This is a genomic window from Methylococcales bacterium (genome assembly GCA_030949405.1).
GTDB lineage: Bacteria > Pseudomonadota > Gammaproteobacteria > Methylococcales > Methylomonadaceae > WTBX01.
This window is the reverse complement of sequence record JAUZSN010000002.1, coordinates 1,562,050-1,582,220: the sequence shown is the minus strand read 5'-3', so window position 1 is coordinate 1,582,220 and position 20,171 is coordinate 1,562,050. Positions and strand designations below refer to the sequence as shown.

Annotated in this window: 18 protein-coding genes; 10 read left to right on the top strand and 8 right to left on the bottom strand. The window is 38.7% G+C overall.

Annotated features, from left to right (window positions below; genetic code table 11):
• Position 1 precedes the first annotated feature (1 nt).
• The 3 genes from secD to tgt all read right to left on the bottom strand — a co-directional run bounded on the left by secD (position 2) and on the right by tgt (position 3,440).
• A complete protein-coding gene (gene secD, locus Q9M50_08285; GenBank protein ID MDQ7090629.1) occupies positions 2-1,852 on the bottom strand; it encodes a protein translocase subunit SecD in 1,851 nt (616 codons plus the stop codon).
• 36 nt (positions 1,853-1,888) lie between these two features.
• Positions 1,889-2,257 (bottom strand): preprotein translocase subunit YajC, encoded by a 369-nt coding sequence (gene yajC, locus Q9M50_08280; protein MDQ7090628.1) that lies wholly within the window; start codon positions 2,255-2,257, stop codon positions 1,889-1,891.
• Positions 2,258-2,324: 67 nt separating this feature from the next.
• Positions 2,325-3,440: a tRNA guanosine(34) transglycosylase Tgt gene (tgt, locus tag Q9M50_08275; GenBank protein MDQ7090627.1), complete on the bottom strand. Its 1,116-nt coding sequence runs from the start codon at positions 3,438-3,440 to the stop codon at positions 2,325-2,327.
• A 259-nt stretch (positions 3,441-3,699) separates the two neighbouring features.
• Here tgt and tpx point away from each other — a divergent pair, with 259 nt between their 5' ends.
• Positions 3,700-4,194 (top strand): thiol peroxidase, encoded by a 495-nt coding sequence (tpx, locus tag Q9M50_08270; protein ID MDQ7090626.1) that lies wholly within the window; start codon positions 3,700-3,702, stop codon positions 4,192-4,194.
• A 9-nt stretch (positions 4,195-4,203) separates the two neighbouring features.
• Positions 4,204-5,280: a bifunctional diaminohydroxyphosphoribosylaminopyrimidine deaminase/5-amino-6-(5-phosphoribosylamino)uracil reductase RibD gene (gene ribD / locus Q9M50_08265; protein ID MDQ7090625.1), complete on the top strand. Its 1,077-nt coding sequence runs from the start codon at positions 4,204-4,206 to the stop codon at positions 5,278-5,280.
• An 81-nt stretch (positions 5,281-5,361) separates the two neighbouring features.
• Here the strand turns inward: ribD and Q9M50_08260 are convergent, their stop codons facing one another.
• Positions 5,362-7,239: a cytochrome c peroxidase gene (locus Q9M50_08260; GenBank protein MDQ7090624.1), complete on the bottom strand. Its 1,878-nt coding sequence runs from the start codon at positions 7,237-7,239 to the stop codon at positions 5,362-5,364.
• A 134-nt stretch (positions 7,240-7,373) separates the two neighbouring features.
• Between Q9M50_08260 and pssA the strand changes: the two genes are divergently transcribed.
• The 8 genes from pssA to Q9M50_08220 all read left to right on the top strand — a co-directional run bounded on the left by pssA (position 7,374) and on the right by Q9M50_08220 (position 16,952).
• A complete protein-coding gene (pssA, locus tag Q9M50_08255; protein ID MDQ7090623.1) occupies positions 7,374-8,114 on the top strand; it encodes a CDP-diacylglycerol--serine O-phosphatidyltransferase in 741 nt (246 codons plus the stop codon).
• Between the two features lie 233 nt (positions 8,115-8,347).
• Positions 8,348-9,889, top strand: a complete 1,542-nt coding sequence (locus tag Q9M50_08250; GenBank protein MDQ7090622.1) for a 2-isopropylmalate synthase — start codon at positions 8,348-8,350, stop codon at positions 9,887-9,889.
• 92 nt (positions 9,890-9,981) lie between these two features.
• On the top strand, positions 9,982-10,527 hold the full coding sequence (locus tag Q9M50_08245) for a DUF2058 domain-containing protein (GenBank protein ID MDQ7090621.1): 546 nt from the start codon (positions 9,982-9,984) through the stop codon (positions 10,525-10,527).
• Positions 10,528-11,421: 894 nt separating this feature from the next.
• Positions 11,422-11,799, top strand: a complete 378-nt coding sequence (locus tag Q9M50_08240; protein ID MDQ7090620.1) for a hypothetical protein — start codon at positions 11,422-11,424, stop codon at positions 11,797-11,799.
• A 10-nt stretch (positions 11,800-11,809) separates the two neighbouring features.
• Positions 11,810-12,478: a methyltransferase domain-containing protein gene (locus tag Q9M50_08235; protein ID MDQ7090619.1), complete on the top strand. Its 669-nt coding sequence runs from the start codon at positions 11,810-11,812 to the stop codon at positions 12,476-12,478.
• Between the two features lie 376 nt (positions 12,479-12,854).
• Positions 12,855-13,457: a Mur ligase family protein gene (locus Q9M50_08230; GenBank protein MDQ7090618.1), complete on the top strand. Its 603-nt coding sequence runs from the start codon at positions 12,855-12,857 to the stop codon at positions 13,455-13,457.
• A 51-nt stretch (positions 13,458-13,508) separates the two neighbouring features.
• Positions 13,509-13,754, top strand: coding sequence for a hypothetical protein (locus tag Q9M50_08225; protein ID MDQ7090617.1), 246 nt, complete (start codon positions 13,509-13,511; stop codon positions 13,752-13,754).
• A 111-nt stretch (positions 13,755-13,865) separates the two neighbouring features.
• Complete coding sequence (locus Q9M50_08220; GenBank protein MDQ7090616.1) at positions 13,866-16,952, top strand: exodeoxyribonuclease V subunit gamma; 3,087 nt, start codon at positions 13,866-13,868, stop codon at positions 16,950-16,952.
• Between the two features lie 287 nt (positions 16,953-17,239).
• Here Q9M50_08220 and dapE read toward each other — a convergent pair whose 3' ends face one another.
• From dapE to Q9M50_08200, 4 genes are read right to left on the bottom strand one after another with little or no spacing between them, the layout of a single operon-like run.
• Entirely contained in the window at positions 17,240-18,370 is a 1,131-nt protein-coding gene (dapE, locus tag Q9M50_08215; protein MDQ7090615.1) for a succinyl-diaminopimelate desuccinylase, read from the bottom strand.
• Complete coding sequence (locus tag Q9M50_08210; GenBank protein ID MDQ7090614.1) at positions 18,367-18,708, bottom strand: Spx/MgsR family RNA polymerase-binding regulatory protein; 342 nt, start codon at positions 18,706-18,708, stop codon at positions 18,367-18,369. Before Q9M50_08210 ends, dapE begins: the two co-directional genes overlap by 4 nt.
• Positions 18,709-18,710: 2 nt before the next feature.
• Positions 18,711-18,953 (bottom strand): hypothetical protein, encoded by a 243-nt coding sequence (locus Q9M50_08205; protein MDQ7090613.1) that lies wholly within the window; start codon positions 18,951-18,953, stop codon positions 18,711-18,713.
• A 12-nt stretch (positions 18,954-18,965) separates the two neighbouring features.
• Entirely contained in the window at positions 18,966-19,970 is a 1,005-nt protein-coding gene (locus Q9M50_08200; protein ID MDQ7090612.1) for a tryptophan--tRNA ligase, read from the bottom strand.
• Positions 19,971-20,171 lie beyond the last annotated feature (201 nt).

Sequence of the window (20,171 nt, the reverse complement as noted above, 5' to 3'; positions counted from 1 at the left end):
ATTAAATAGAAAGTTTTTCTACACGGCGTTTGCCATAAAACCAGTTAATCAACATTCGTGTTCCTAAAATTGAGGTAAACATTGAACTTAAAATACCAATGGATAAGGTAATCGCAAAGCCTTTAATCGGGCCTGTTCCAAAACCAAATAAGACTAAGGCCACTAACAGCGTTGTAATATTGGCATCAAAAATAGTGGCAAAGGCTTTTTCATAACCTGAAAAAATACTTGATTGCGGGGTGTTTCCATTTTTAATTTCTTCTTTAATCCGTTCAAAAATTAAAACATTGGCATCAACCGCCATACCTACGGTTAAAACGATACCCGCGATTCCAGGTAACGTTAATGTCGCTTGTATCATTGATAAAACCGCGACAATAACAATAAGGTTAAACGCCAGTGCAACATTAGCCACCAGCCCAAATAAGCGATAATAAACTAACATGAAGACCAAAACGAGTGCTAACCCGACAATAACGGAGTTAAAGCCTTTATCAATATTATCTTGTCCTAAACTGGGGCCGACTGTACGTTCTTCAATAATATCAACGGGAGCAGCTAATGCGCCTGCTCTTAATAATAAGGATAAAGTACGGGCTTCTTCTGCATTACCTAATCCTGTGGTTTGAAAACGCTTACTAAATGAATCTCGAATCGTGGCGACACTAATAACCTTTTCAATTTTTTCTTTATATTTTTCTGTTTTCCCTTTGACAATGCGGGTTTTAGGCTTGTATTCAATAAAGACAACGGCCATCGGTTTACCGACATTTTTCTGAGTCATTTTACCCATTTTTTTCGCACCGACCCCATTTAAGGTAATGGAGACTGCGGGGGCATTATTTTGATCCATTGTATAGGCAGCATCAATAATTTCAGCCCCCGTTACGATGACACGACGTTTCAGTAAAATTGGAGTTCCATCGACTTCATAATACAAGCGACTTCCTATAACAGGTAAGCCTTGCACCGCTTTTTGTACATCATGTTCAACGTCAACTAAACGATACTCTAAGGTAGCTGTTTTACCTAAAATAGCTTTTGCTTTAGTGGTATCTTGCACACCGGGTAACTGGATAACAATACGGTTGTCACCTTGTTGTTGAATAACAGGTTCGGCTACCCCTATTTCATTGACACGATTACGTAAGGTGGTCATGTTTTGATCTAAAGCAAATTTTTTAATCTCTTGTTTTTCTTGCTCAGAAAGGGTGACTAACAACGTATTTTCAGATTCAGGGGATTCCTTGATATTTAAATCTCGGAAATCACGACTTAAAAAATCCAGTGTTGCTAGGGTATCCGCCGAATTCTTTAAGGTAACTTTAATCGCGCCCTTACTTTTAGCAACCGATTGATAACGAATTTTATGAGAGCGTAACGCCGCTTTTACATCCAGGTTATAACGCTCTTCGGCTTGTTTTACCGCAGCGTCCATATCAACTTCTAATAGAAAATGAACCCCACCGCGTAAATCTAAGCCTAAATACATAGGGCTTGCATTTAAAGCCCTTAGCCAAGTAGGGGTTGCAGGGGCTAAATTTAAAGCAACCGTAATATCATTGCCCATTTTAGCTTTTAATAAATCAGAAGCGTTTAGTTGATCATCTGTATTGTTAAAACGAACTAATACTTTATTATTTTTAAATTCAAATTCTTTAAGATTCAATCCTGCTTTATCTAACTCAGCTTTAATGATATCGGCTTGTTTTTGTTCTAATTTAGTCGTGGCACTAGAAGCGAGTTGTACAGAAGGGTCATTACCAAATAAATTGGGTAATGCATAAATAATTCCGACAACAAAGACGATCAGAATTATTAAATTTTTCCATAAAGGGAAATGGTTTTGCATGATTTTTCCAACAAATAAAGATGACTAAACCTTAAATTAAGATTTTTTAGTTTTTGCTAAGGTTGAGGATTTTTTACCCATCGCTTTATAGGTTCCTTTTGGCATCATATTTGCTATAGCGTGGCGTTGTACTTGGATAAAATTATTATCAGCAATTTCAAGTTTGACAAAATTATCGTCAATTTCTGTCACTTTGCCTAAAATTCCACCACTGGTTACGACTTCGGTCCCTTTATTTAACGCTTCTAACATTGACTTTTGTTCTTTTGTCCGTTTAGATTGAGGACGTATAAACATAAAATAGAAAAAAGCTAAAATGGCTAAAGGAAACAACATTCCTTCAATACCTGGTTGAGCAGCAGGTGCTGCGGCTTCTGCCATTGCATCCGAAATAAAAAAACTCATGATTTTCCTTAATTATTCTTAAAATTTAAAATAGTGTCCATTGACAAGTTGCCAATAAAACCGTCTATTATGCCACAGTTGGCACGGATTTTTCGCGTTGTTGATAAAAATGTTTTACAAAAGTTTCTAATTTTTGAGCGGCAATTGCATCCCGTAAGTCCTGCATTAGGTTTAAATAGTAATAAAGATTATGGATTGTATTTAAGCGTGATCCCAACATTTCATGACATTTATCTAAATGTTTTAGATAAGCCCGCGAATAATTTTGGCAGGTATAACATTCACATGATTCATCTAAAGGGCGGGTATCTAATTTATATTGACTATTGCGAATTTTAATCACCCCCGTTGATGTAAACAGATGTCCATTGCGTGCATTGCGTGTTGGCATAACACAGTCAAACAGATCAATACCACGTCTAACCGCTTCCACCAAATCTTCTGGGGTACCAACGCCCATTAAATAACGCGGTTTATCAGAAGGCATTTTAGAATGTAAGCCCTCTAAGGTGGCCATCATTTCATCTTTAGGTTCACCAACGGACAACCCACCAATAGCATACCCATCAAAGCCAAGATCAACGAGTCCATCCATAGATTCTTGACGCAGGTCATCATACATTCCGCCTTGAATAATACCGAATAAAGCCGCTGGGTTATCACCATGAGCTTGTTTACTCCGTTGCGCCCAGCGTAAGGAAAGTCGCATAGAATCCGCCGCTTCCTTGTGGGTTGCAGGATAAGGGGTACATTCGTCAAAAATCATGACAATATCCGAGCCTAAATCACGTTGAACGTGCATAGATTCTTCAGGCCCCATGAAAATAGAAGAGCCATTAATAGGTGATTTAAAAGTAACCCCTGCTTCGGTAATTTTGCGTAAATCACCTAAACTAAAAACTTGAAAGCCGCCTGAATCCGTCAAAATAGGTTTGTCCCAGTGCATAAAGTCATGTAAATCACCGTGAGCTTTAATGACTTCGACACCAGGGCGTAACATTAAATGAAAGGTATTACCGAGAATAATTTGCGCGCCAATCCCTTTGAGTTCTTCAGGCGTTAAGGCTTTAACCGTTCCATAGGTGCCTACGGGCATAAAAATAGGGGTTTCAATAACGCCACGTTCAAAGGTTAATTGTCCACGACGAGCATGACCGTCGGTATTTTTTAAAGTAAATTCCATAAGTTCTTGTTTAAACGTTTTCTAAAAAATAAAAAGTTAGCTCATTATACCTGTAAGGGTTGATCTTTAATTAACGAGCAGTGGGTAACATTAAAACACTATTTTAATAGGAACAAGCGGGGAATCGACCGATTTTTTAGCTTAAACTCATTGCGTTTAGCGAATAGGACTCTAATTAAATTAAGTCATCATGATTTAAAACAGTCACTTTGCTAAAATAGGTGACTTTATTTTTTACACTATTAATTTAACATTTATTATGGCAACGATTACATTTCATGGAAAACCCATTCATACCTGCGGTGATTTACCCTCTGTCGGTTCTAAAGCCCCTAATTTTGAACTGGTGAGCACTCAATTAAAAAACTTAAGCCTTAAAAACTTTCAAGGACAACGCAAGGTGCTGGTGATTGTTCCCAGTTTAGATACGCCAACTTGTGCCATCTCGACACGACACTTTAATGAAAAAGCCGCGCGTTTAGATAATACGGTGATCTTAGTGATTTCAGCAGATTTGCCGTTTGCACAAGGGCGTTTTTGTGAGGTTGAAACCATTAAAGGCGTACAGCCACTCTCTTGTTTTCGGAGTGATTTTGCCGATGATTATGGGGTACGTTTGACGGATGGTTTACTGAAAGGTTTAACGGCGCGTGCAGTGATGATTCTTGATGAAGATAATCAGGTGATTTATAGCGAATTAGTGGAAGAAATTACGAATGAACCTGATTATAAAGCCGCTTTAGCGATTCTTTAAAAAAATATGATGATGACACACGATGCAGTTTATATGGCAAAAGCTCTGGCTTTAGCTAAAAAAGGACGTTATACCACCGATCCTAACCCCCGCGTGGGCTGTGTTTTAGTCAAGGCGAATAAAATTATTGCTGAGGGCTGGCATCAATGGGCTGGACAGGGTCATGCAGAAATTGAAGCCTTAAAAAAAGCAACGGATGTTGTGGGCGCGACCGCTTATGTGACTTTAGAACCTTGCAGTCATTATGGAAAAACGCCCCCCTGTTGTGAGGCGTTGATTCAGGCAAAGGTTGCTCGTGTTGTCGTTGCCATGCAAGATCCGAACCCTTTAGTGGCAGGAAAAGGGCTAGTAAAACTTCAACAAGCAGGGATTGAGGTTTTATCAGGGGTTTTGGAAGCAGATGCACGGCTTTTAAATCAAGGTTTTATTAAACGGATGACCGAGGGCTTGCCCTTTATTCGGAGTAAATTAGCCATGAGTTTAGATGGTCGCACGGCAATGGCTTCGGGAGAAAGCAAGTGGATTACGGGGGATAAGGCCCGTGAAGATGTTCAACGGTTAAGGGCTAAAAGTTCGGCTATTTTAACAGGTATAAACACGGTGCTTGCGGATAATCCACGCCTTAATGTTCGTTTGGAAACGGAGGTATTACAACCGATTCGTGTTGTTTTAGACAGTCAATTACAGATGCCCTTAAATGCGCGTATGTTAGAGCTTGAAGGTCGAAGCCTTATTTTAACGTGTTCAGAAAATGCGATTAAAAAACGAGCATTGGAAGCGGTTGGCTTTGAGGTGTTTGTATTACCGTCAAAACAAGGACGATTAGATTTAAAGGCGGTTTTTTTATTATTAGCCTCGGAGCAGGTCAATGAGGTTTTAGTAGAAGCGGGCGCGGTGTTGAATGGGGCCTTATTGGAATCAGGGTTAGTGGATCAATGGATTATTTATATGGCTCCTGTCATTCTAGGAGATGAAGGCCGTGGTTTGTTTACCGTTCCTTCGTTACGAACAATGGCGGATAAAAAACGTTTAACGTTACAGCAAACAAGGCAGGTAGGAGAGGATTTAAGGTGCGTTCTTGTGTAGAACCGTTAGAGCCTCAGTAGACGGTCACAAAAAACAAAGACTTCACAGAAACCCACTCAGATTTCAGGTGTTATTAAATTCTTAGGGTTCTCCAATCGGAGCCGCAAGTCCGTCACTAACCAGCACGTCCACATTATTTCCTGTTAGGCTTTTCAAAAAAGAAACCAACTCCCCCTGCTCTTCTGTTGATAAATTTAAAGGGGTAACCCGTGAATCTAAATTTTCATTCGCAATGCCCCCTTGATTATAAAAATCAACCACGGCCTCTAAACTTTGTAACTGGCCATTGTGCATATACGGAGCCGTTAATTCTATGTTGCGTAAGGTGGGGGTTTTATACTTCCAACGATCCGTAGGTTTTTCGGTTATTTCATATAAACCCAAATCGGCCATTTTAGGCTCTGTAACACGTTTAATCACATCCGTCTTAACCTCAATAAATTGCCCCGCCGCTATTTGCAATGATTGTTTTTCAGGTGATTTCGCCATACTTTGTTGATAGCCTATCCCTGTATTATGAAGTTTTTGATCCATCAATAAGGCCTGTTTCTCATGGATTAAATGACATTGATTACAGCCTGCTTTACCTATAAATAACGCATACCCCTTCTTTTCATTATTACTTAATGCGTTAGTTTGTTTGCCGTAATGCCAACGATCAAAGTCAGAATCTGCCGCATTTAAACTGCGCTGATAACTGGCTAAAGCCTTCCCTATCGTTTCCATACCCGCCTCACGATTAAAGGCCGCTTCAAATAAACCCTTATAATCCACCTGCTGTTTAATTTTATTAATCACATAGCCAATCGAAGGGTTGGCCATTTCATTATGAGCTAATAAGGGTGACCACGCTTGCTGTTCCAACGTATTCTCACGGCCATCATGAAATAAATTTTCCATATAAGCCACATTATATAACGTCGGGGCATTACGTCTGACCGTTCGACCTTCAACTCCCACTGAGGTGGCCATTTCATCACTTCCAAATCCCTGCTCAGGAATATGGCACATCGCACATGAAAAGGTGTTGTTAATGGATAAACGGCGATCATAAAAGAGCTTTCGACCTAGCGCTATTTTTTCACGCGTTTGCGAATTATTTTTAGGAAACGTAATTGCAGGCAATCCTAAAGGTGGGTGCAGACTATTTTTTAATAAATTCGCAGGCTTTCCTTGACGTTGTTTTAAGGCCGTCGAGTGGGTTTGATACTCTTTATGCTGATAATTATGTTTAGTATCATCGGTTGTTAACGAAACGTGATTAGACTCACTTTCAATCACCGCGTGATTACCTTCTAATAAAGTTTTCATATCATTAATTAAGGTATCAGCATGTAAAAAATCCACACTATAAATATTACGAATCGTTTTGTTTTTATCAATTAAATAAACTCGTAATAAATGCGAAAAGGTCCCTGTAAATTCACCTTGTTGATTATATATTTTTTGAATATTCTGTTGATAATTCTTCAAAATAGGCTGTAATTCTTTTTCTGATTCTGTCGTTAAAAACTTCCATTCTAAAGGTTTACTTTGAAAGTTTTTTCCATAAACCCGCATTTTTTCGGGGGTATCCAATAACGGATTAAAACTTAAGGTCAATAGACGTAGTTTTTTAGCCAATTCAGGTTCTTTTAAAAGACGTTTTTTAATTTTATGAAAAACCATCGTTGCTAAAGGGCAACCATTGACATCACTGCAGGTGGCATAAATAAAACTTAATAAAACAACTTTATCGCCCATAAAATCGAAAAGTTCTTTAGATTGTTTTTGAGTCGTTAAAACACGACCATTATGGGCTTTTCCTAATTTATTTAACTGATAGCTGCCTACTTTAGGCGCGGTAAATTCTAAAATACCATAACCTGGGGCTAATTGAGGACGAATCACTGTATTCTCTGCATGTATGAATTTTGCCCACAAACCAATAAAGATGATAAAAATGAATTTAATTTGCATTATTTTTCTCATGAGTTTTCAGCTAACATCTTTAATTGTAGAATGCTAAACTATAGCAAGAAAAAGGAATACTAGCTTGTCTTAGTCCCCTTTAAATAAACATAAACGGCTTACACACTAAGGTTGAATCTATTATGAACCAAACTAAATTACCGCGTCATCGAGGTATTTATTTATTACCCAATTTATTTACCACGGGGGCCATGTTTTCTGGTTTTTATGCCATTACCTCGGCGATTAATGAAAATTTTGAAGCCGCTGCGATTGCAATTTTTGTCGCCATGATTTTAGATGGTTTAGATGGTCGAGTCGCACGAATGACCCACACACAAAGTGAATTTGGGGTGCAATATGACAGTCTATCGGACATGGTTTCTTTTGGGGTTGCGCCTGGTTTAGTGATGTATTTATGGGCTTTTTCATCACTTGGAAAATTAGGCTTATTTGCCGCCTTTGTCCATACCGCAGGGGGAGCTTTACGACTTGCCCGCTTTAACACCCAAGCTGAAACAGCCGACAAACGTTATTTTCAAGGCTTACCCAGTCCCGCAGCAGCGGCCATTCTCGCAGGTTTTTTATGGATTTGTGTTGAATATAACTATGATATTGAATCGTTAAAATTTATTGCCTTAATACTGACGATTAGTACAGGATTATTAATGGTGAGTAATTTTCGATACTCTAGTTTTAAAGAAATAGATTTCAAGGGGCGCGTCCCTTTTGTGGCCACCATTGTTGTTATGCTGAGTTTAGCTTTTATTATGATACAACCCCCAGCCATGCTATTTTTACTTTTTTTAGCCTATGCAATTTCAGGGCCTGTGATTACGTTGGTTACCTTACGACAAAAACGATTACAAAAAAAAATAAAATAACTTGAGTGAATGGAAACAAACGCGTATAGTTTTGACGCATGAATCCTCATCCATCGACCGCATCCAATTTTTCTAAAAAATTAGTCACTATGACTCGTTTTTGTGCGCGTGCTTATGCAAGTTTAAAGCTACTGCCTTAGGGCATACTCTTTAACCTTTCCACAAATAAACTCATCCTACCCTTTTTATCAACTTAATCATTAAGTTGAGGCTATTTCATGAACGGAGACATCATGAAAGATAAATTAATTATATTTGATACCACTTTGCGCGATGGCGAGCAAAGCCCGGGTGCATCCATGACGCGCGATGAAAAAATTCGCATTGCTAAAGCATTAGAACGTTTAAACGTTGATATTATTGAAGCGGGCTTTCCTGCTGCAAGTATCGGCGATTTTGAAGCGGTAAAAGCTGTTGCCAACGTAATTAAAAATAGTACCGTTTGTGCCTTGGCACGGGCTTTAAATAAAGATATAGACCGTGCAGGCGAGGCTATAAAATCAGCCGCCAGCTCGCGTATTCATACCTTCATTGCAACTTCCCCCATTCACATGCAATTGAAGTTAAAAATGCAACCTGAGCAAGTTATTGAACATGCGGTTAAAGCCGTAAAACGCGCTCGAAAATATACCGATAATGTTGAATTTTCACCTGAAGATGCAGGGCGTTCCGATGAAGATTTTTTATGTCGAATTTTGGAAGCGGTGATTGATGCAGGGGCAACCACGTTAAATATCCCTGATACCGTAGGTTACAGTATTCCTCAACAATTTGGGGCGACGATTGCCAACTTAAGACAACGTATTCCTAATTCTGATAAGGCTATTTTTTCAGTCCATTGTCATAATGATTTAGGATTGGCGGTTGCTAATTCATTGGCGGCGGTTATGAATGGAGCGCGACAAGTTGAATGTACGATTAATGGGTTAGGTGAACGTGCAGGGAATGCGTCCTTAGAAGAAGTTGTTATGGCCGTTCGTACCCGCCAAGATATTTTTGAGTGTGATACTCGTTTGAATACCACTGAAATAGTTACCTGCTCTAAATTAGTTTCTTCGGTGACAGGATTTCCTGTGCAACCGAATAAAGCGATTGTAGGGGCCAATGCGTTTGCCCATGAAGCGGGGATTCATCAGGATGGGGTTTTAAAGAATCCTGAAACTTATGAAATCATGAAAGCCGAAGCGGTGGGTTGGGCGACTAATCGAATGGTCTTAGGCAAGCATTCGGGGCGTAATGCGTTTAAAAGTCGAATGACCAGTTTGGGCTTTGAATTTCAAAGTGAACAGGAGTTAAATGAAACTTTTTTTCGATTTAAACAATTAGCCGATAAAAAACATGAAATTTTTGATGAGGACTTACAAGCCTTAATTTCAGAAGTTGCGACCCATGCTGAGGCTGAGAAAATTGAGTTAGTTTCATTGCAAGTTCAATCTGAAACAGGCGAAGTGCCTAAAGCTCATGTTACCTTAAGAATAGACAATGAAGAAGTCTCGGGTAATGCAGAAGGAAGTGGTGTCGTTGATGCCAGTTTAAAAGCCATTGAAGCCATTGTTCAAACACAGGCAACGTTAGAATTATATTCCGTCAGTAATATTACCAGCGGAACCGATGCACAAGGCGAAGTGACGATTCGTTTAGATAAAGGTGGACGTATTGTTAATGGCTCAGGGGCGGATACGGATATTGTTATAGCCTCAGCAAAAGCTTATATCAATGCGGTCAATCGCTTACAAATCCCTGATGAACGTCGTCATCCACAAGGGAATGTTTAAGTTAATTCATTTTTATTGACCAAGATCAATTTGAGTCCTTTTAAATAAGGACTCTTCTCTTTATTATTTAATTTTTAATCCAAAAAAATATCGTGGCAAAATCATTACAAGAGCAATTATTAGGTGCAGGGTTGACGAATAAGGCGAAAGCTAAAACGTCTAAAACCAATAAACGCAAACAAACCCAAGCACAGCGTAAAAATAAACTAGTTGTGGTTGATGAAACCGCAGAAGCGATGAAGCTGGCTAAATTAAAGCTTATTGAAAAAGATAAGGTTTTAAACTTACAAAAACAACAAATAGCGGCTAAAAAAGCCCTTGTGGCTCAAGTTAAGCAGTTAATTGAGTCTAAAAAGATTCCGCAAGATAAAGAAGGGGGCGCTTATAATTTTAGTGACGGTTCTAAAGTTAAAAAGATTTATGTGAGTGATGAAGTGAGGGATCAACTTGTTAAGGGACGTTTAGCCATTGTTAAAATAGAAAAATCGTATGAAATTGTAACGGCTGAAGTCGCTGAGAAAATTCATCAGCGTGATGAAAATTGTGTCTTATTATTAAATGAAGGGACTTCTTTAGAGACATTAGATGAAAATGATCCTTATGCGGATTATCAAGTGCCTGATGATTTAATTTGGTAGCTCAATAATTAGGACATTTTAGAGGACCTTCTTCCTCCCCCGTGCGGTGTTTCCAAAAAATAATCCCCCCATAAAAAAGAGGCGACCGATTTAAAATAGAATAGTTGCCTTGAGACCTCTGAGGTTTTCAAAGCCTCGGAGGTCTCGATTTGTATTTTTCTCTGTCTTAAGGTTGATAACTAAAAAACATAATCATCCACTATAGGTTTAAAATCAGACGATTATTAATGTTCATGCTCCTTATACTTTTAAAAAATAGCTATCGCGTTAATAGACAAGAATAAGCAATCTCACCTTTGATTTAAAAAGCGAGACTAGAAAAAATACCTAGTTCAGCAATTAAGTGTATAGTGGTAACCAATTCAAGATTAGGCTAGCTTCGTAAAAAAAAGGTTGAAATAGCGTTCCGCTCGTAAAGACTTTCATCCCATCACATTCTTTACCCCCCCTCATCGAATTTTGCTATCAGATGCCTTTACTCTAAATAGACCTAAGCGACCCATTAAAACGGAACCCTCTATTAATCAGCGTTCTATAATCACTTTAGCTATGGGCTACGTACTTACATCAGTAATTAACACGACTGGACTCTAATCTCATATCCTGTCTTAAATTGATAGTCGCTAATCTACCATAAACAGCTTTCATATTATCAACGACTCACATAAGGAATTATTTATTAGGACACAATCAAAATATAACATTTTAGGATCATTTTTTGTTTCTTCGCTGCTTATATTTGGCGTTAGCACCAGTGTCTATGCCGATGTCAGTCAGGAAACAATCCCTAAGAATGCGCGTTCTCAAACTTATGGAAATGGATGGGAATGTCTTTCAGGGTATCAACAAAAAGGTAAAACCTGTATTGCAATCAAGATTCCTGATAATGCCCATTTGAGTAATTCATCTTATGGTAATGGCTGGAAATGTAACTGGGGCTATCATAAAGCTGATAACCACTGTGTCATTATTAAAATACCTGAAAATGCTTATTTAAATTCTTTTGGTAATGGCTGGGCATGTCAACGTAAGTTTAAAGCACTTGATCAGCGTTGCGTTGCTGTAAAAATACCCGCGAATGGGTATTTTTTTGAATCGCCTTATGGTTCAGGCTGGAAGTGTGAGCGCGGATATTTAGCGCAAAATAAGGCGTGTATTCCCTTAAAAGTGCCTGCCAATGCTCATATTGATTATTCGGGGGCTGACTGGGGCTGCAACCCACCTTACATAAAAAAATTAGATCAATGCGAACGCCCTATCTCAAACGATTAGTTACCTAGTTATGGAAAATTCCCCATCAATACCTTTATTACGTGTTCGTTATCAAACCATTGAATTTGGTAACGTTGATATTCATTTACGGACTTTACGCAATAAACAACAATATCTTGATGTCGATGATATTGCTCAAAATCTCGGTATCTCATCGGCTATTTGGTCACTATTTGGCGTAGTTTGGCCCTCCAGCGAAGTGTTGGCGCATTTTCTATTCGATTATGACATTGCAGGAAAACGAATTTTGGAAGTAGGCTGTGGAATCGGCTTAACCAGTTTGATGCTGAATCATCGTCACGCCAATATTACCGCAACCGACTATCATCCCGAAGTTGAAAGTTTTTTAGTGGAAAATACCCGACTCAACAAGGGGAATAAAATACCGTTCGTCCGTATGAGCTGGAATAATGAAGACAGTGATTTAGGCAAATTTGATCTGATTATTGGCAGTGATTTATTATATGAAGGCGATCATGTCGGTTTATTATCGGATTTTATTAATCAACATGCAACGCCGCATTGTGAAGTCATTATTGTTGATCCAGGACGAAGTTATCATGGCCGATTTAGCAAGAAAATGGTTACATTAGGCTACTCACATAGCCACAGTAAAGCTGAAAATACCGATTATTTAAGCGACCCCTTTCGGGGACAAATTTTACGCTATCAACGATAGTCGGTCTTTTTCCAAATAATAACGAATACCCAGAAATGAAGCATCCCCTACAATCCTACTTTATATTTTATAACCTACTAGAGGCTACCTAATTAACACTATCGAACCCTATTCAAAAACGAATTATTTAAATAATTCTTTTGAGCCTGTCGAGTCAGTCGTTCAAAAAAAAATAGCCGTTACCTATAAACCCCGCCAACTTAAAAGCCTTGTCCCTTCATTAAAAAAAACGCAATCGTCTGCTGAGTTAAAGGAAACGGTTAATCCCCTTTCCACACATCGTTTAAAACGCCCTCAGCTTTCTTTAAAAAATCGGTCACGTAAAAAGGTTAATGCCCCTTACCAACATCCGTCAAAAGATCTTTGTGTCATTGGCATTACGGGAACCCATGGAAAAACGTCTGTTTCCTATTTAATTGGTGAAGTCTTAAAGTCCGCAGGTTATAAGCCTTTTGTATTAAGCCCCTTAAATTCAGATAATCAAGACCCGTCTAGCTCTAAACCATCTGATATTGAACGGGTTATGAACGATCATTTAAACCAAGGTGGAACGCACTTTATCATGGAAGTGACCTCTGAAGGCATCGATCAAGCACGCCTGTTAGGGATTGATTTTAATATTAAACTCCTTACCAATATTACCCCCAATCATTTGGATTACCATAAAACCTTTGAAAATTATAAACAAACAAAATTAAATTTTATGCGGGATGGCAAGGCTCATAAAATTCATCCGCAAAATTTTAAACAAGAAAGCATTGATTTTACGACTAAGCTGCTAGGGGATTTTAATCGTTTAAATATTAAAGCGGCGACCAATGTGCTTCGATATCTTAAAATTTCTGAAGAAGTGATTCAAACGACCTTATCATCCTATTTACCCGCTAAAAAGGGTTTAGAAACCGTTGATGCAGGGCAAGATTCCACTTTATTAGTCGATGATGCTCATACATCCGATGGATTGAAAATTGAAACCTAGATTAAAAAATATCACCTTCTCAACTCAACCTTTCTATGCCAGACATTAATCATGTATCGTTTGCTTAAATCTGAGATTATTCCCGTTCATAACCAACCTCCTTGGATTAAAACGGTTTATCGGCAAGTGGAGTTGCATCATTTTCAAGGATTGGAAGCCGCTTTGACCGCGTGCCATCTTTATAACGACAAATCTGATTCCTATCATTACATTATCAATGAATCGGGTAAAAAGTACCATGAGGGTATTTGGGTTGACTATGCAGAACCCTTAGCCGACCCAAAGATGATAAAATAACGGATCACCGCTTAGGCTTTAATTTTGAGTATCATTGACCTCAACGTACTCCCTACGCCAAAATTTTTCCCTCGTATTTTTTAAAATTTATGGGCTTCGTCCTTAAACGATATGTTTACACTTTATACCGCTGCTAATAACAGCACATTAGTTAGCCAACTAATCCGCTTCATTAAAAATTACCCTCTTAATGATGTCTTTGCAAAAGAACAGTTTTTAATTCAAAACTTCGCCACAGAACAGTGGCTATCACAGCAATTTGCACAACAGTTTAAAGTTTGGGCGCATTATCAATATCTAGCCCCCTCCCAATTTTTTAAATCAATTACCGCCAAAATCGCCCCTCTTTTAAACGAAGATTTACCCCTTAATAGCAACACACTCCGCTGGCAAATAGAACACGCACTCCATCATCTTGACAACCCATTTTACGCGCCGCTACAGACCTATTTAAATGCTGAAAATAAAGCCTTAAAACGTTATCAATTGGCCATAGAAATCGCTCAATTATTTGAGAAATACCAACAACTGCGCCCTGAATTATTAAACGCATGGCAACAAGGCGGTTATTTAACGCAAGATCCCTCAGAAAAATGGCAACAGGCGTTATGGCTACAAATTAAAACGCATCAAATAAGTGAAAAAACGCATTGGCAATCCGCGATTGATACCTTAAATAATTCCCCTATCGGAACGTTTAAATATTTATTACCTCAGCGACTTTTTATTTTGGGGGTTAATCACTTACCGCCATTACATTTAAATTATTTAAACGCCTTAGCAGGCCATTGTGATCTTCATTTCTTTTTACAAACACCGTCATTAGTTCCCTCGACGCATCCGTTAATAAAAAGTTTAGGGCAACAAGATCAGGGATTTTTGCACTTATTGCAAACAAATACCGCGCTTAATACACAACCGCTCATCCCTTTAAAAAGAACACTAAAAAATAATCTTCAACAATTACAGGATGACATTGCCTATTCATCGACTCAGCCCTTTTTTATTAAATTAACGGCGGATGATTCTCTTTCTATTCATGCCTGTCATTCCAAAACTCGTGAAATTGAAGTTTTAAAAAATGTATTATTAGCCGCGCTGGAAGAACAGCCTGAATTAACCCTGCGCGATATAAGTGTGGTTGCCCCTGATATAAATCAGTACGCGCCTTTTATTCGCGGAATTTTTGATGATATTCCTCACACGATTAACAGTCCTATTTTTTCACAGACGCATTCCGTCGCCGCCACGTTTATCCAATTTTTACGCCTTATCAACAGTCGATTTGAATGGCCTGATGTTTTGGATTTATTAGAACAAGAACTCATATTTCCACACTTTGATTTATCCATAACGGATTTAGCCACGATTAAACGATGGCTTGCGGATACTTATGTCCGTTGGGGGAAATCCGCCGAACATAAACACCAATTAGGGTTGCCGCCATTAAATGAAAATACATGGCAGGCCAGTATGGAACGGTTGCTTATGGGTTATGCTTTTGCAACGGATGATGTCTTAGTTGACGGGATTTTACCGTATATAGAACTCGAAGGTTCAACGGCCCAAGCTCTTGGCGGATTAAATGATTTCATTCAGCTTTTATTCAAGGCCAGTGATGAATTAACAACCGCTAAATCATTGAAAGACTGGGGGGAACGTTTAGTTCATTATGTAGACGTGCTGATGATCGACGATCAAGAGACGCAACCGCTTTACGCGCTATTGACAGAGATGGATGAAACCTTTGGTTTTCATTTCGATCAACCTATTGAATTATCGGTGATTATTTATTGGCTAGAAACTACACAGGTTAACCCAAAATCAGCACAGGGATTATTTCGAGGTCTGTTAAACTTTAGTATGATGACGGCTGTTCGAGGAATCCCTTTTAAAGTGATTGCGGTCTTAGGGATGAATGAAGGCGATTTTCCTAGTTTGGAACGGACACCCAGTTTTGATTTATTAGCTAAGTCCCCTAAACAAGGCGATCCGTCACAACGTAAAGATGACCGAGCGCAGTTTTTGCAACTTTTAATGTCCACAGAACAGCGTTTAATAGTGACTTATCGAGGTCAATCGCAACGTCAAAATGAAACCATTCCGCCCTCTGTTATTATCAGTGAATTATTAGAGACGATGATTCAAAATTACGGGTTAACGGCGAATGATTTAGTGATTAAACACCCCTTACAACCCTTTAGTTTGCCGTATTTTAATCCTCAAAATCCAAAGTTATTTAGTTATTCTGTTAATGATAAAGAAACCGCTCAGGCACTCGCTGAAGAAAAACAACCGCTTGCCCCGTGGTGGATAAACACACTTCCTCTCACGGAAAATAAAATTATAGAATTAGATGAGCTGTGTAAATTTTATCGTCATCCTCAGCGTTATTTTTTTCGTCGTCAACTGGGGGTTTATCTTCAGCCTTTAGACTCAGCCGCCGATAGGAATGAACCCTTTGAGATTGACCCTCTAACCGCTTATGGTATTAAAGACGATTGGATTATGACTTTGCTTGCCCAAAAAGAGTTTAATTTAGAAAAATTACAGGCGCAAGGTCGGTGGTTATCAGGGGTTTTGGGGGAAGTTGAATTTATCAAGCAACAACAAACCCTAGTGGCCTTTGTTCAACAAATTCAGGCATTAAATTTAGGTGAACCTTTAGAAAATTTAGCCCTTGATTATCGTTGTGGGGATTTTTATTTAACGGGGAAACTTTATAATCGTTATCAACACGGCAGTTTATTTTTTCGTTACGCGCCGCTTAAGGGAAAGGATTTATTACTGGCATGGCTACATCATTGCTTAATTAATCAGCATGAGCCTCAACGCACTTATATCGTCAGTAAAGAGTCCTGTTTCATTTTAAAAAGTGAACATCAAAGTGTTGAGATTTTGCAGACGCTTATTACGCTGTATCGTAGGGGCTTAGAAATACCTGATGCATTATTTGTTGATATTGCGTTAGATTATGCCAAACAAGTCCATAATTTAACCCTCAGTACGCGCAGTCATAAATCTGCGTTAGCGGTTGCAACGGACAAATTAAAGCTAGCATTAGAAACAAGCTACGAATTAGAAATACAACGACTTTATGGTCATACAGACGATTTATCCACCGTATTTTCCAGCGAATTTATTGAATTTTGTGAGCATTGTTTAGCTCCTTTATGGACAAGTCTACAAACAACCTAATACCTTCTCTAACAGGTAGCCATTCAAACCCCATAATTTTTTTATTTTCTAATAGATTCAATGATTTATAAGCGTGTTTTTTCCACATAAAATAGCCCTAAAAAGTTAGCCATTTTAAAACGCATTTTCAGCTCGTTTTTGTCTAAAAAATAGTCAATTTCATTCGTTTGAATGGCAGGGGTGATCATGCCTATTTAACGTAAAAAAATCAAAAAAAACATCCCGTATTTCAATAATTTTTAAACGTTCCCCCCTGCCCTCTTTCATTTCATTACTTAATTAATTACTCACGCTAACAACAAATTAACCAGTATTTTTTCATAAATCGCACTTAAAACCGCCAAATCATCCACAGGAATATTCTCATTCACCTTATGAATAGTGCCATTCAAATGCCCTAACTCAATGACTTGCGCCCCTGTCGGTGCAATAAAACGGCCATCCGATGTTCCACCGCCCGTATCATCTAAAGTCTCAATTCCCACCACCGATTTAATGGCTTGATGAGCGGCCTCAATTAACTCGTCTCCTGTCGTTAAAAATGGATTGCCCGATAACCGCCACACTAACTCATAACGAAACGAATACAGATCTAAAATAGCCTGAACCCGCTGTTTAATAACCGCTGCACTTAATTCCGTCGAAAAACGTAAATTAAACATCACATCAACATCGGCTGGAATAATATTTTCCGCCCCTGTCCCACTGTTAATATTGGAAACTTGTAAACTCGTCGGGGGGAAAAATTCATTCCCTTGATCCCAAACTTCATCCGTTAAAGCCTTAAGTGCCGCAGAAAAACTATGAATAGGATTATCGGCTTTATGAGGATAGGCAACATGCCCTTGAACGCCATGAATTTTCAAAGTCGCACATAACGACCCTCGGCGACCCACCTTAATGACATCCCCTACCCGCTTTTCACTGGACGGTTCACCCACTAAACACCAATCAATTTTTTCACCGCGTTGCTCTAAAACCTCGACAACCTTAATCACCCCATTTTTAGCACAACCTTCTTCATCACTGGTAATCATCAAAGCAATCGACCCTTGATGATCTGGGTTTTCCAAAACAAATTTTTCAACCGCCGTGACAAAACACGCAATCCCCCCTTTCATATCCGCAGTCCCGCGTCCATAAAGCTTACCGTCATGAATCGTCGGTTCAAAAGGAGGGAAATCCCACGCCTCTAAATTTCCCGTGGGGACAACATCGGTATGCCCTAAAAAAACCAATAACGGTTCAACATCGCCACGTCTCAACCAACTGTTTTGAGTATCTTCAAAATCTAAGCGTTCTTCTTTAAAACCCAGCTTAGATAACCGTTTAACCAAGACATCCTGACACCCTGCATCTCTTGGCGTAACCGATTCTCGGCGAATTAAATCATTTAATAACGCTAAGGTTTCACTCATAAGGCCGCATCATAATCATCAATTTTAAAACCTACCAATAATTGCTCACCCAGATCCAATAAAGGCCGTTTAATCAACGTCGGATAACGTATCATTAATGCAATCGCTTTGGCTGGATCAACGTCTAATTTTTGAGCTTCCTCCAACTGTCGCCATGTGGTGCTGCGCTTATTCAGCATTATTTTCCACCCAATACGGGCTTCTAACCCCCCGATTAAAGCCTCTGTTAACGGTTGTTTTTTTAAATCATAAAATTGATAGTCACATTTTTTTTCATCTAAAAAACGGCGAGCTTTAGTGACCGTACTGCAACTTGTAATACCATACAGGGTGTACATCGTTATAACTCGCTGGTGAGTAGTTCATCAATCGCAGGTAATTCTGAATCCGTTTTACATCGTTTTTTATAAAGATCAATAAATTCCATAAACGCTTGTTCAACATCATCTAAAATTTCTTGTTCTTCCTCTCGTTCTTCATTGGAAATTTCAGTGGATTCAATGAATTCTTTTTGTAAATCGGTTTCGCTTTTTAAGGCAAGGATGGCATAAATTAATGCGTTACTAGAAGGAGTTTCAGTCATTATTGGTTCACTTTAAAGGGAAAGGGCAGATATTCCTACAGCTTTGCGTAGGGTTTGGATAAAAGGTTGAGCAATCTCACGGGCTTTTTTTGCGCCTTCGAGTAATTCTTTTTCAATATGCTCAGGACTTTCTAATAAGGCTTGATAACGTTCGCGGGCTGGCGCGACTTGCGCATTAATATGCTCAAATAATAAATTTTTCATTTCACCCCATGCAATCCCTTCGGCATATAACTTACGAACGGCTTCGACCTCATTGGGACTCGCAAACGCTTGATAGGTACTAAATAAAGTACAGTTATCAGGGTCTTTAGGCTCACCAGGTTCTAAGGAATTTGTTTTTATTTTATTAATTAATTTTTTAAGCTTCTTTTCAGGCACAAATAAAGGAATGGTATTATTATAACTTTTACTCATTTTACGCCCATCCAAACCTAATAAGGTGGCGGAATTATCATCAATAATCGCCTTGGGCAAAACAAAATGATCCCCATAAATATGATTAAAACGACTGGCAATATCGCGGGCCATTTCAATATGTTGAATTTGATCTTTACCAACTGGCACTTGATGGGCGTTAAATATTAAAATATCCGCCGCCATTAAGACAGGGTAACTAAATAACCCCATAGTAATTCCCTTATCAGGGTCTTGACCTTCATTTTCAGCCACCACCGCTTTATACGCATGGGAACGATTCATCAGTCCTTTTGAAGTAACGCAGGTCAACATCCACATTAATTCCATAATTTCAGGCACATCGGATTGACGATAAAAGACCGCATTTGACGTATCCAAGCCTAAAGCTAACCAAGTCGCTGCAATTTCTAAACTGGATTGTCTCACTAACTCAGGTTGCTGACATTTTATTAAGGCATGATAATCCGCTAAAAAATAAAAAGGCGTGAGCGCTGAATTTTTACTCGCCTCAATAGCAGGACGAATGGCCCCGACATAGTTACCTAAATGCGGGGTTCCTGTGGTCGTAATCCCTGTGAGAACAGTTTCTTTGGTCATTATTAACTCAAGTAGTGATAATTAGAGGATAGTTAGTAATTAAATTTTACACAACTTTACTGAAATAGTCAGCGTTCCCGACAAATCAAAGCCCATATAACCTTAATTTATAGTAAAATTTAAACCGCTAACCCATGAACAAGATACCTTATTCGTTAGCCCCTGTTAAAAATAAACGCTTACTAAATTAAGAGGAACTTT